Here is a 13318-nt window from a genome sequence, read left to right as displayed (position 1 = left end):
ATTGAATGTTTAAGAGGTATTTATGGAAATTATGCTGGCTGGCATTTGCCCTTGTAACGCGCGGGGAAAGCATGAAAAAAATATATCTCGTTGTTATCGTACTGTTTTTCATTTCTACAAAAGTTTATACACTACTTCATAACAACATCTTCTTTTGTCGAAACAGCCCGGAGTGTGATTTGTCTCATGTTCTCCCCGACTACCGGGAGCAGATTTCAGGCACACCGCTAAAATATACCTTGATTAATACAGCTCCATTAGCACAGGTGGTAGTCAGACACTATGAATTATTATCGCAACACTGGTCGCCAGATGACATGGTAACCCCTGCGCAATGGCGACATAACGTTGATATTTATATCCCTGAAACGGCAAAAGAGCACCATGCTTTGGTGGTTGTAAACAACGGAATTAATTATGATAAAGGCGTACAAATCACTGGTAAACCCGGTGATTTCCCCCAGGAAACACTGGCAAGCATCTCCCGTGATACGAATACCATCGTAATATCAGTGAGTGATATACCTAACCAATATTTAACCTTTCAGGATGATAAAAAACCACTGAAAGAGGACGAAAGCGTTTCCCGAAGCTGGGCATTATTTATGGAAGCGCCGGAGCAACGCAAGTTAATGCCTTTAAATATTCCTATGGTCACTGCCCTATCGCAAGCGATGAGATTAGCAAAAAAGGAGTTAACGCAATGGAATATAAATTCCTTTATCATTACAGGTATTTCAAAGCGTGGGTGGACCACCTGGTTGTCAGCTATCGCCGATCCTGATGTTGAAGCAATTGTTCCCTTCGCCATTGATCTACTTGATATTGATGCTTCACTTGAGCATATTTATCAATCATACGGTGGAAATTGGCCCATTACATTCTACCCCTACTACCAGCAAGGCATAGATGAGAAAATAAAATCCCCCACATTTACCCAACTAAGGCAAATAATAGATCCGTTAAGATATCTCAATACTATTTATCAACCCCGCCTTGCAATACCGAAATATATTATTAATGCAAGTGGCGATGATTTTTTCGTACCAGACAACACTCGCTTTTATTATAGCAAACTTCCTGGCGTAAAATCATTACGTATAGTGCCTAATATGAACCACTACTCAATTAACCAGTTCGCTGAAGAAAGCCTCGTTCCATTTATTAATAGGTTTCAAAGTAAAAAAACATTACCACAGTTGATCGGCCTTATTCACCACCATCTTCTTACGGTCTATTTCTCAGAAGCGCCGGTAAAAGTCGTTCGCTGGACAGCCAACAATCCAAATGCGCGTGATTTTCGTTATGCCTGTGGCATCCGCTATCAGCCGCTTACAATAGATATTCCCGCCAACAATAAGATCAGTATTACGTTAAATGAACCGAAGACAGGTTGGGAAGCTACCTATATCGAAGCCACTTTTAATGATGGCTATGTCGCCACGAGTCAGGTTTATATTACGCCCGATGAAAAATACCCACAGACAGCGCCACCTTCTGTTAACGCTGCATGTCAAACGTTACCGGGGCGTGGATTAGGGGAAAACGATAGTCTCGATTGAATTTTCAATTAATTGTATGATTTTAAAGAACTTTATCCATCGCACTTGCGATGGATAAAAATCCTCTGCGATAAATTTTTGTTATATTGATCACGTTCTAACCACAAGAGAGGTGATTTGAAAATAACCTTAAAATATTGTGGTCAGGCCGCTAGACCACAATAAGAGGATTAATCATGAAAAGAAAAACAATGGGATGGTTTATCGTTTTTCTTCTATTTATAGTTTACATGCTCAACTATATGGATCGTTCAGCATTGTCGATAACTGCCCCCTTGATCGAAAAGGAGTTAGGATTTAACGCCGCGGAGATGGGGATGATCTTCAGCGCATTTTTTATCGGATACGCCCTGTTTAATTTTATTGGTGGCTGGGCCAGCGATAAAGTTGGGCCAAAAACGGTTTTTCTCATCGCAGCGTTACTATGGTCTGTATTCTGTGGCTTAACTGGTTTAGTCACCGGATTGTGGACAATGCTTATCGTGCGCGTTCTTTTCGGTATGGCTGAAGGACCGGTCAGCGCTGCCGGAAATAAAATCATCAATAACTGGATTTCCCGAAAGGAGTCTGCCACGGCGATCGGAATTTTTAGCGCCGGTTCCCCGCTCGGCGGCGCGGTGTCCGGGCCGATAGTGGGCCTGCTGGCGTTATCCTTAGGCTGGCGCCCCGCATTTGGCATTATTTTCTTATTTGGCCTGGTCTGGGTACTACTGTGGTACTTTATCGTTAGCGATAAGCCAACAATGAGTAAACACCTGGCGCCGGAAGAACGCATTGATTTTGAAAATCATGAGGACGTTATTTTATCTGATGATGGCCGGGCTACGCCTTCACTCGGCTATTACATGAAACAACCAATGGTATGGGCGACAACTCTGGCTTTTTTCAGCTACAACTATATTCTTTTTTTCTTCCTGACCTGGTTCCCAAGTTACCTGAACCATTCGTTACATCTCGATATTAAAGAAATTAGTATCGCCACGGTAATTCCCTGGGTCATCGGCGCCATTGGTATGGTGCTCGGCGGCGTCTGTTCTGATTTAATTTATCGGATTACCGGTAATGCTCTGCTCTCACGTCGACTTATTCTGGGCGTATGTCTGGCAGGCGCAGCGGTATGTGTTGCCGTTTCCGGTACTGTTAGCACTATTGGTAGCGCAATTACGCTCATGTCAGTTTCACTCTTCCTGCTCTATTTAACGGGCCCAATTTATTGGGCGGTTATTCAGGATGTTGTTCATAAAGATAAGGTAGGGAGCGTCGGCGGAGCCATGCATGGCCTGGCTAATATATCCGGTATTATCGGTCCGCTTGTCACCGGTTTTATCGTTCAATTTAGCGGTAAATATGACTATGCGTTCTATCTGGCTGGTGCTATCGCTATCGTTTCAAGCCTGTTGGTCTTCGTGTTTGTAAAAAGTAAAGGATTCAAAGCCAATGAAAGTCAAAGCTGTGTTCATTAATAAGCCTGGTGAAGTTGAAACCCGCTGGGTGGATTATCCCCATAAGAAAGAAAATGAAGTATTAATTAAGGTTGATGCTGCAGGCATTTGCGGATCGGATATCGGGGCTTTTCGTGGAACGAACCCACTGGTTACTTACCCAAGAATTATTGGGCATGAAGTGACCGGAATTGTTCTTCAGGAAGGCGCCGGAATGCCGGACAATATTAAAGAAGGTGACCGCGTAATTGTTGACCCCTATATTTATTGTGGTCACTGCTACCCTTGCTCTGTCGGCAGAACTAATTGTTGTGAAAATTTAAACGTCATTGGCGTGCATGTCGATGGCGCAATGCAGGAGGTGGTTACTCATCCCGCACATTTAATTCATAAAATACCAGATAATGTGCCTTCTGAAATGGCGCCGCTGGCAGAACCGCTGACCATCGCTCTGCACGCGCTGCATCGGGCAAACGTTAAGGCTGGGGAATATGTTGCCATCATCGGCGCGGGGGCCATTGGTCTTATGGCGGCATTAAGCGCGCGTCATTACAAGGCAACGCCTATTCTGATCGATATTGTGGAAGAAAGGCTACGCTATGCGCAAAAGCTTGGCGTTCCCTATGTGCTGAACGCCGCTGACGATCAGGTTATCGACGCTATTAAAAATATCACCCACGGCACCATGGCGCAGGTCGTGATAGAAGCCTCCGGCGCAAATAGCGCTATTCGAAATACGCTTGATTTAGCATCGTTTGCTGGTCGTATTTCGTTTACCGGATGGCCAAAACAGGAAACGTCGCTGCCGACGAACCTGATCACCTACAAAGAACTGGATTTACGCGGTTCCCGCACCAGTGCCGGTGAATTTGATGAGGCATTACGCATGCTGTCAACGCTGGAGATTAATCCGCAAGATGTTGTCAGTAAGGTCGTCAATCTTGATGAGATCCCTGATGCAGTTAAAGAACTTGATCGCTATCCGGAGCGCTACTTAAAGATTAATGCTGTTTTCCATTGATTTACGGCAAGCTCCACCGCATGGCATATCCGCCATGCGGTGTTATTTACCGACAAACTTAGCCGCCGACAATCTTTCTCACATAGCGTAAATGTTCCAGAGATCCCTCATAGGCGCTGTCAGCATCAGACTGGCGCATCGCATCCACTATCGCTTTATGTTGTTTGTTGAGATTAAGTAAAACATTTCTGTCTCCAGACTGCTCATCAAGCCCGGCATAAGGGATATTAATCCGTTGTTCCCATAACATACGGGACATATCGAACAACACCCGGTTACGGCTGGCCTCAGAGATCGCAAGGTGAAACTCTTTATCCAGCGAGTAAAAGCCGTGGACGTTATTATCGTTAATGGCTTGATCCATACGATGATAAATCGCCTCTATTTGGTTGATGACGTCAACGTTATCGTTTTGTGCGGCTAAGCGCGCACAATGGCTATCGACCAGCTCGCGAGTAGAGAGAATTTCTTCAATGGTATAGTCGCTGGCAAGGTGTTTTTTATCTGAAACGATAACCCCATTACCGGACTGAATCACGATCCATCCCGAGATCTCCAGTACAATAAGGGCTTCTCGCAAGGAGGCGCGGCTCACGCCAAGCTGTTTTGCCAGTTCGCGTTCTGGCGGTAAAAAAGTTCCCGGTGGAAAAATATTATCATTGATCAGCTTAATGATGAGGTTGGCTATCTTCTGATAGAGCCTCTCCTGCCTGACCTCAGGTATAACCATGCGCCCTCCAATCCATATCCAGGGGATTTTGAATGGATTTAGCATACCATCCTGGCGCTGGTGATCGTGATAATTAATTACCGTGCATGATAAAGAGAAGCAACCGCCGGTAGCCTCCATTACCTTCGCCGAGACTACCGGGGAAACTAAACCGAGATGAGCTATTTATCCTTTGACGTTGATTTTCTCGAACACGGGCGCTGTCGCGTTCTTAAACTGAGAAAGAGACCAGGTTTTATAGTTGATATCATTGTAGCCGCGCACCATCATCTCACCGTGCGTTAAGTCAGACAGCGTTGTCCAGACCGTATATTCTGAGACCGGTTTGCGGGTGGCGTTGCCTTCCCCTTCACTCCCCATATAATCAACCGTAATATTTTTCGGACGATCGAAACGGCTCATAATATGCGCAAGCGTATTCATTGCATCGTGGGCGGATGTCGCTTGCGGCGCATATGTGGTGTAATAAACGCCGCGTATAAAACGGGAAACCGACGTATCGGACGATGGCAAGTCTGCAATAGCAATCCCGCTATCAGGCTGCATCACTTTTATCCCGCCCAGTGTGCCTGAAGAGCGGTCCACATTGGTTAATTGCGTATAATTATTCAGATTTGTCAGATGCCAGGGGAATGCGGGACCATTTGTCATCACGCGAGTGGGATTGTCATAGACATGGAATTTACCATTTTCCACTTCAACGACAATGCTTCCTCCTTTCTTGTCGTAAAACGCGTAATGAAATGGCGATTTCAGATCGCCAAACCGATGCAGTTCCGGTGACCAGAATTTGCCCTCTTTTATTGCCTGTTTTACCTCGCCGACAGTAGCAAAACGGGCCAGCGCCCATTCTCCCAACGAGGTGACAGGAATTGCCTGTTTATATTCACTCGCGGGCAATGGCGGCAACTGCGCATTCATGATCATGTTTTCACTAAATGACAATCCCGCGCTATTCATGCCTTCAAGTATGTCTCTGCTATCGCCATCAGTAATGGTGGAAGTAATGGCCAGTATCGGATACTTCGCCTGATAGCTTATCCCCTGGCTGCCATCCGGCGTTTTTTTATCAAACTGTGTTCCCGCCGGGTAATACGTTAACCATGAGGGTAAATCCTGCATATATTCCAGCGTACGCCCATGAAAAATATCGCCTTGTTTATCCTGAATAGCAAGGGTCGTGCAGGCCTGTGCCGCCAGGGCGTATGAAAACAGCGCCGGAGCGATAAATAACATTGCTTTACTTTTTTTCATCATGCTCTCCTTGTTTGTAAAATGGATTGGATGAATATATTAAATTAAACCTATCAATGGTTATGCAGCACGTAATTAATTGTGATCTTATTTTACAAGCTAATAAATTTAACTGACGGGTTTAAAGGAGAGTTAAACACAGCGAACTAATATGAAACGCGTTATCCGTGTGACCATTTAAAAAAATCCCATCATGTTATAAATAAAAAACACGGTTTCTTATCAACATTAAGAGATGCCATCACAACGCTATATTTACTCAACATCACCAATAACATTAAATTAATTTATGTTTTTGAGTAATGTGAGTAGCACACATGTAATCAGTTGTTACGAATTAGAAACATAATTGCTACTAAAACACGTTGAGAAAGACAAGAAATGCAACATATGATGCCCACACTAACTATAGTGGTTTGGGATAAACGTTATGCAAACACAAGATACATTTTATCAAGTTATGCGTAGACACGGCGTGACAAGGCGTAGCTTCCTCAAGTTTTGCAGCCTTACCGCAACGTCTTTAGGCCTGAGCAGTTCGATGATTCCTCAGATAGCTTATGCCCTGGAGAATAAACCGCGTACGCCAGTGATATGGCTGCATGGTCTTGAATGTACCTGCTGTACCGAATCTTTCATTCGCTCTGCGCACCCGTTGGCAAAAGATGCCATTTTGTCGCTCATTTCCCTGGATTATGACGACACCATTATGGCCGCCGCAGGGCAACAAGCCGAGCAGGCGTTGGCGGATGTGATGCGCGAGTACAAAGGAAATTATATCGTTGCCGTGGAAGGTAACGCGCCGCTGAATGAAGATGGGATGTTTTGCATACTGGCTGGCGAGCCGTTCCTGGAGAAGTTAAAACGCGTCAGCGCGGATGCTAAAGCGATTATCGCCTGGGGGTCCTGCGCATCATGGGGCTGCGTGCAGGCAGCCCGTCCCAACCCAACTAAAGCCACGCCGGTTCACAAATTAATTACCGATAAACCCATTATTAAAGTGCCAGGCTGCCCGCCTATACCTGAAGTGATGTCCGCCGTTATCACCTATATGCTGGCATTTGATCGCATCCCTCCCCTTGATCGTCTTGGACGACCAAAAATGTTTTATGGCCAGCGAATTCATGACAAATGTTACCGACGCGCGCATTTCGATGCCGGTCAGTTTGTGGAAGCGTGGGATGACGAAGGCGCCAGAAAAGGGTATTGCCTGTACAAGATGGGCTGTAAAGGCCCGACCACCTATAACGCCTGTTCAACCGTTCGCTGGAATGATGGCGTGTCTTTTCCTATCCAGTCGGGTCATGGATGCCTCGGATGTTCGGAAGATGGATTCTGGGATTACGGTTCTTTTTACAGCCGGGCAACGGGCATTCCGCAAACCGGCATTGAGGCTACCGCCGATAAAATCGGACTGGGCGTTGCCGGCGTCGCGGGCGCTGCCGCCATCGCTCACGCTACGGTGAGCGCCATAAAACATGCCCGCAATAAAAACAACACGTCATCAGAAAACGCTCCGGAAGAGAAAAAATAATTATGGCATATCCTTATCAGACTCAGGGTTTTACGCTGGACAATAGCGGACGGCGAATTGTGGTCGATCCGGTTACTCGCATCGAAGGGCATATGCGCTGCGAAGTGAATATCGACAGTAATAATGTCATTACTAACGCCGTGTCGACCGGCACCATGTGGCGCGGCCTGGAGGTTATCCTGAAAGGTCGCGATCCGCGAGACGCCTGGGCATTCGTTGAACGCATTTGCGGCGTCTGCACCGGTACACACGCTCTGACCTCAATCCGTGCCGTAGAAAATGCGCTGGGAATCGCGATTCCGGACAACGCAAACTGTATCCGTAATATGATGCAGGCTACGCTACACGTTCACGATCACCTGGTGCATTTTTATCATCTGCACGCGCTGGACTGGGTTGATGTGGTTGCGGCCCTGAAAGCCGACCCGCATCAGACCTCCGCCATCGCGCAAAGCCTTTCCGCATGGCCGCTATCCTCGCCGGGATATTTCCGCGATTTGCAAAATCGACTGAAGCGGTTTATCGAGTCCGGTCAACTTGGCCCTTTCCGTAATGGCTACTGGGGACATCCGGCGATGAAACTTCCGCCGGAAGCCAATTTGCTGGCGGTCGCCCACTATCTTGAAGCGCTCGATTTTCAAAAAGAGATCGTAAAAATTCACACCGTTTTCGGTGGTAAAAACCCGCATCCTAACTGGCTGGTGGGCGGCGTTCCTTGCGCCATCAACCTTGACGAAACGGGCGCGGTCGGCGCAGTGAATATGGAACGCCTGAACCTTGTCAGTTCCATCATCCAAAAAGCTCGCCAGTTCTGCGAACAGGTTTATCTTCCGGACGTCTTGCTGATTGCCAGTTATTACAAAGACTGGGCAAAAATCGGCGGCGGGTTATCGAGCATGAACCTGCTGGCTTATGGCGAGTTTCCGGATAACCCTAACGATTATTCCGCCAGTAATCTTCTGCTTCCGCGTGGGGCTATCATTAACGGTCGTTTCGACGAAATTCATCCTGTCGATTTAACCGCCCCCGATGAGATTCAGGAGTTTGTCACTCACTCCTGGTATACCTATGGTAACGGCAATAACGATAAGGGCCTGCATCCGTGGGATGGTCTGACCGAACCGCAACTGGTCATGGGCGAACACTATAAAGGCACAAAAACCTTTATCGAACAGGTGGATGAGTCCGCTAAATATTCATGGATTAAATCGCCGCGCTGGAAGGGACATGCGATGGAGGTAGGTCCGCTGGCGCGTTATCTGATTGGATATCATCAAAATAAACCGGAATTTAAAGAACCTGTGGATCAACTGCTTAGTGTATTAAAGCTGCCTAAAGAAGCGCTCTTTTCTACATTAGGACGTACTGCCGCGCGTGCGCTGGAATCCGTATGGGCAGGCAATACGCTGCAATATTTCTTCGATCGTCTGATGCGTAACCTCAAGTCCGGCGATACGGCGACGGCAAACGTCACGCTCTGGGAACCCGATACCTGGCCTACATCGGCAAAAGGCGTTGGTTTCAGCGAGGCGCCGCGCGGCGCGCTGGGGCACTGGATAAAAATTGAAAATCAGAAAATCGACAGCTATCAGTGTGTGGTACCGACAACCTGGAATGCCGGGCCACGTGACGATAAAGGTCAAATTGGCGCGTACGAAGCGGCGTTAATGGGGACTAAACTCGCCGTTCCCGATCAACCATTGGAGATTTTACGTACTCTGCACAGCTTCGATCCCTGCCTGGCCTGCTCCACCCATGTTATTGATAATCATGGAGGGGAGCTGGTCAGGGTTCAGGTACGATGACGACGATTCGGAGGTCTCAATGCATCTCAAAGAAATAACCAGCCAGGGGTACTATATCTATGAAGCGCCGGTCCGTTTATGGCACTGGATCACGGCGTTATCCATTGTCGTCCTGGCTGTTACAGGATATTTCATTGGCCGCCCCCTGCCATCGATTCAAGGTGAAGCGACCTTTATGTTTTGGATGGGCTGGATACGACTTATCCATTTTACCACGGCGTATATTTTTACTGTCGCGCTGCTGTTTCGTATTTACTGGGCATGTGTCGGCAATGAGTACGCCAGGGAGATGTTTCTGGTTCCGTTCTGGCGCCGCGCCTGGCGCAAAGGCGTTATCAGCGAAATCCGCTGGTATTTTTTCCTCGAAAAAGAGGCCCATCGTTACTATGGACATAATCCGGTAGCGGGACTGGCGGTAATGTTCTATTTCTGGATGTCCGTACTGATGGTGTGTAGCGGCTTTGCGCTCTATGGCGAAGGACTTGGAACAGACAGTTGGGCGTATCAATGGTTTGGCTGGATGATTCGCCTGACTGGCAACGATAGCCTCGCGCTGCATTTCTGGCACCGGCTGGGCATGTGGTTCATTATCGCCTTCGTCATTGCGCATGTTTATACCGCTATCCGTGAAGACATTATGAGCCGACAAAGCGTGATTTCCGTCATGATAAGCGGCTGGCGCTGGTTCAGGTGATAACAATGGCAGAAGTAACAATCTTAGGGCTTGGCAACCTGCTTTGGGCAGATGAAGGGTTCGGCGTCAGAGCGGCGGAAAAGCTGTTTGAACAGTATGCCGATAACGAGAAAGTTGACGTTGTTGATGGCGGTACGCAGGGGCTGGCGCTGCTGCCCTGGCTGCAACAGACCGAAAAATTGTTAATCATGGATGCTATCGATTTTGGTATGGCGCCAGGTTCGCTGGCGATGTTTCGTGATGAACAGGTTCCCGCCTATCTGACGGCGAAAAAACTCAGTTTACATCAGACCAGTTTTTCTGAAGTGCTGGCATTGCTGCAATTAACCGGCGGCCAGTTATCGGAGATTGTGCTGATTGGCGTGCAGCCGGAATGTCTGGATGACTATGGCGGGAGTCTTACGCCGCAGGTAAAGGCGCAACTGATGCCTGCGGTCTGTCTTGCGCAGGAAGTGCTGGCGCAATGGGGTATTACCGCCTCTTCAGCGGCCTTGCCCACTGAAAGGCTTAATCATTACAGCCTGTGTATAGAACGCTACGAAGATGAACGGCCAGATGCGCAAAGCGCTTGCCGGGTCGGCGATATTCGGGTGCTACAGAGAGAGAAATCATAATGTGTATCGGCGTTCCTGTGCAGGTTATTTCACCCGGTCAGTGGTTCGCCAAATGCCGCGACCGACACGGCGAGCTTATCGACGTTGATATTCGGCTTGTGGCTCCCCCCTTAGCAGGCGCATGGCTGCTGACATTTGGCGGCGCAGCACGACGAGAAATGGACGAAGCGGAAGCCGCTGAGGTACTGGCGGCGCTGGACTCGCTGGAACAGGCCATGCTCACGCAAAGCGATCCGCTGACCGGTTTTGCCGATTTATTATCTCGCACGCCTGAATTACCGGAGCATTTAAAAAAATGACTATCTCACCCCAAAATCCTGTTTGTCCACTGGCGGATAAAGGCTTTCTGGTTACCGATGCGCAAACGCTCCCGTCGTTGATTAATGCGCATCCGACTGTGCTGGTTTTGCTGCAAAGCGACCCCAACAAACATCCGGAAGTCGCCGACAGTTGGGTCATTATCCCGGAGATCCTCAAGCAATTTCCGGCGACGTCTTATACCGCGGCATTTGCGGATAGCGAACAGAGTGAACTGATCGCCCGGGAGTATCGCATTCTGAAATATCCGGCGCTGCTTATCTTTCGCCAGCACCGTTTTGTCGGCAGTCTGGCGGGATTATATAGCTGGCAAGAATACTCTCAGCGGGTGGCCGCATTGCTGACCACACCGGGCTATCGTCAGGATATTCCCGTTATCACGCAATAGAATGAAAGGTAACACACGTGAATCATTCCAGAACTATTCCAGTCGTTAATATTGCCGGACCAGGCTCGCAGCCAGAAGAGGAAGACTTTAACTTTCTTCCTATCCCCGCCGGCATTAATCTCCCACTGACGCCGGTTTTACCGGAACAGGCGCTGCCCGCTGAGCTTCGTGTTGCCAGACACATCCTGACTACGCTTATTCGCGATATGGATAACCCGGTGGCAACGCTCCCCTTTCCCCTGAGCTATAAGCTGAATGCCACTGAGCAACAGAATAGCGGTTTGTTGGATCAACTGCTCGGCGAAGGTGAAATCTCCGCCCGGGTACTATTATCCGATGGAAAAGAACAGCGTATTCAGGAGACGGTTTTTACGGGCGTCTGGCGTGTACGTGAATATAACGCTGACCAGCAACGGGTTGCCGATGAAATTATCATTGGCCCGATCCCGGAGAGCATCTGGCAGACGCATCCGCAGCCGCCGATTACGCCAGAATTGCCGCCGCAACCGGCGGGATTGATGAATGGCGCCTTTATCGCGCATGAAATAGCCGAGCGCGTAAAACAGCCGGTAAAAGAGCCGCATATCATTAACTTAACGCTATTGCCAGTAAACGATGCCGATCGCGAGTATCTGGATCATTTTTTAGGCGAAGGGTGTAGCGCTATTTTTTCACGCGGATATGGTAAATGCCGGATTGTAAGCACGCATTTTCCCGGCGTATGGCGGGTCAATTATTTCAATGATATGAACACATTACTGCAAGATATGATTGAGATAGCGGACATTCCTGATATCGCCGTTGCAGGCATCGACGATATCGAAGATGCCTACGCGGGGCTAAAAAATACGTTGGAATGGTTGAAAGAATACCCAGTCACAGAAAATGAGCCAGTGGTGCGCATGGAGTGCAAAGTATGTTGGTGGGTTTACGACCCTGCGCTGGGCGATGATGTATGGCAAATTCCACCCGGCGTGCCCTTCAGCCAGTTACCTGATTACTGGTGCTGTCCGGTTTGCGAAACCAGTAAGTCCGGGTTTATGGTGATCGATGAAGGTAATAGTTCGTGCAAAGATTGACCGTCTATTCTCACCCGCTACGGATTATCTGGCAGGAGGCGCCGATCGGTCGTTTGTTACAGGGCGCAACGCCGGTATACGCAAAAACGCTTATTTCACGTTTGTTTACGTTGTGCGCTCAGGCGCACAGCGCGGCGGCGGCTTTACTGTTGTTTCCTGAAAAGAAGCCAGATATGCAGGCCGCACAACAAGAGCTGGCGCGAGAAACGCTCCGTCGCGCGTTGACAGACTGGCTCCCCCTGTTTAGCCACCGACAGGCAACCGCTGAAGAATGGGCGTTGTTACGTCGCGGAGAGTTATCCCCGCTGGCAAGCACAATCTTTTTTGACGATGATCCTCAGACCTGGCTTGCCGCTGGCGTAAAGGGCTGGGAAGCCTGGTTTTTGCAAGAGCGTTCTGAAACCGCCCGCTGGCTGGCGGCAGTACAGAATATCATTACACCTACACTACCGATGGCATCGTCCCCGGACCATACGTTAATAACCCATGGTCCCCTGGATGTCTCGCCTCTGGCTATCGAATATCCGCTGCTGTCAGCCTGTTGTCTTAGCGGTAAAACGACTGCGCTACGTCTGCTGGCCCGCTGCATTACGCTCGCCCGAAGTTTGAGCGCCCTTCCCACCCTGCGCTGGAATCGTTTTGATGATGGCGAATGGAAAATAGCGGTAGTGGAAACCGCGCGAGGATGGTTAGTTCATCAGGCCAGACTGACGACGTCAGGCAATATTCTTGATTACCGTATTATCTCGCCTACCACACGTCACGCCCAACCTGACGGCGTCATTGCTCGCGAACTGGCCACTATTCCACTCTCATTGTGGTCGCAACAGTTACAGGTAATTGATCCTTGTGTCGCCGTAAATATTGTTGAATGAAG

At 48.6% G+C, this 13318-nt stretch carries 13 protein-coding genes; 11 read left to right on the top strand and 2 right to left on the bottom strand.

Annotation, left to right across the window (positions count from 1 at the left end; all coding sequences use genetic code 11):
• Positions 1-5: 5 nt before the first annotated feature.
• From J4613_RS02450 to J4613_RS02440, 3 genes are all read left to right on the top strand, one after another.
• Complete coding sequence (locus J4613_RS02450) at positions 6-1562, top strand: PhoPQ-activated pathogenicity-related family protein (protein ID WP_000476923.1); 1557 nt, start codon at positions 6-8, stop codon at positions 1560-1562.
• 176 nt (positions 1563-1738) lie between these two features.
• Positions 1739-3025 (top strand): MFS transporter, encoded by a 1287-nt coding sequence (locus J4613_RS02445; RefSeq protein ID WP_000824226.1) that lies wholly within the window; start codon positions 1739-1741, stop codon positions 3023-3025.
• The gene (locus J4613_RS02440) at positions 3000-4025 is read left to right on the top strand and encodes a zinc-binding alcohol dehydrogenase family protein (RefSeq protein WP_000864924.1); all 1026 of its coding nucleotides are present in this window, start codon (positions 3000-3002) and stop codon (positions 4023-4025) included. Before J4613_RS02445 ends, J4613_RS02440 begins: the two co-directional genes overlap by 26 nt.
• 58 nt (positions 4026-4083) lie before the next feature.
• Here J4613_RS02440 and J4613_RS02435 read toward each other — a convergent pair whose 3' ends face one another.
• Complete coding sequence (locus J4613_RS02435; RefSeq protein ID WP_000388417.1) at positions 4084-4875, bottom strand: FadR/GntR family transcriptional regulator; 792 nt, start codon at positions 4873-4875, stop codon at positions 4084-4086.
• A gap of 45 nt (positions 4876-4920) precedes the next feature.
• Positions 4921-6012 (bottom strand): linear amide C-N hydrolase, encoded by a 1092-nt coding sequence (locus J4613_RS02430; protein WP_000976500.1) that lies wholly within the window; start codon positions 6010-6012, stop codon positions 4921-4923.
• A 427-nt stretch (positions 6013-6439) separates the two neighbouring features.
• Here J4613_RS02430 and J4613_RS02425 point away from each other — a divergent pair, with 427 nt between their 5' ends.
• The 8 genes from J4613_RS02425 to J4613_RS02390 are packed head-to-tail and all read left to right on the top strand — an operon-like array spanning position 6440 to position 13316.
• Positions 6440-7543 (top strand): hydrogenase small subunit, encoded by a 1104-nt coding sequence (locus J4613_RS02425; protein WP_001194448.1) that lies wholly within the window; start codon positions 6440-6442, stop codon positions 7541-7543.
• Between the two features lie 2 nt (positions 7544-7545).
• Entirely contained in the window at positions 7546-9348 is a 1803-nt protein-coding gene (locus J4613_RS02420) for a nickel-dependent hydrogenase large subunit (protein ID WP_000331200.1), read from the top strand.
• Positions 9299-10042: a Ni/Fe-hydrogenase, b-type cytochrome subunit gene (gene cybH / locus J4613_RS02415; RefSeq protein ID WP_000924456.1), complete on the top strand. Its 744-nt coding sequence runs from the start codon at positions 9299-9301 to the stop codon at positions 10040-10042. Before J4613_RS02420 ends, cybH begins: the two co-directional genes overlap by 50 nt.
• Positions 10043-10047: 5 nt before the next feature.
• The gene (gene hybD / locus J4613_RS02410) at positions 10048-10656 is read left to right on the top strand and encodes a HyaD/HybD family hydrogenase maturation endopeptidase (RefSeq protein WP_017465705.1); all 609 of its coding nucleotides are present in this window, start codon (positions 10048-10050) and stop codon (positions 10654-10656) included.
• Positions 10656-10955, top strand: coding sequence for a HypC/HybG/HupF family hydrogenase formation chaperone (gene hypC / locus J4613_RS02405; RefSeq protein ID WP_000334904.1), 300 nt, complete (start codon positions 10656-10658; stop codon positions 10953-10955). The genes hybD and hypC overlap by 1 nt, the downstream gene beginning before the upstream one ends.
• Positions 10952-11362 (top strand): hydrogenase, encoded by a 411-nt coding sequence (locus J4613_RS02400; RefSeq protein WP_000155986.1) that lies wholly within the window; start codon positions 10952-10954, stop codon positions 11360-11362. The genes hypC and J4613_RS02400 overlap by 4 nt, the downstream gene beginning before the upstream one ends.
• Positions 11363-11379: 17 nt before the next feature.
• Positions 11380-12441, top strand: a complete 1062-nt coding sequence (locus J4613_RS02395) for a hydrogenase expression/formation C-terminal domain-containing protein (protein ID WP_001016746.1) — start codon at positions 11380-11382, stop codon at positions 12439-12441.
• Complete coding sequence (locus J4613_RS02390) at positions 12429-13316, top strand: ATP/GTP-binding protein (protein WP_001189401.1); 888 nt, start codon at positions 12429-12431, stop codon at positions 13314-13316. The genes J4613_RS02395 and J4613_RS02390 overlap by 13 nt, the downstream gene beginning before the upstream one ends.
• Positions 13317-13318 lie beyond the last annotated feature (2 nt).

The sequence above is a fragment of the Salmonella sp. 32020114201800008SM genome, assembly GCF_017572025.1.
Classification (GTDB): Bacteria; Pseudomonadota; Gammaproteobacteria; order Enterobacterales; family Enterobacteriaceae; genus Salmonella; species Salmonella enterica.
This window is presented reverse-complemented; position numbering and strand designations above follow the sequence as displayed.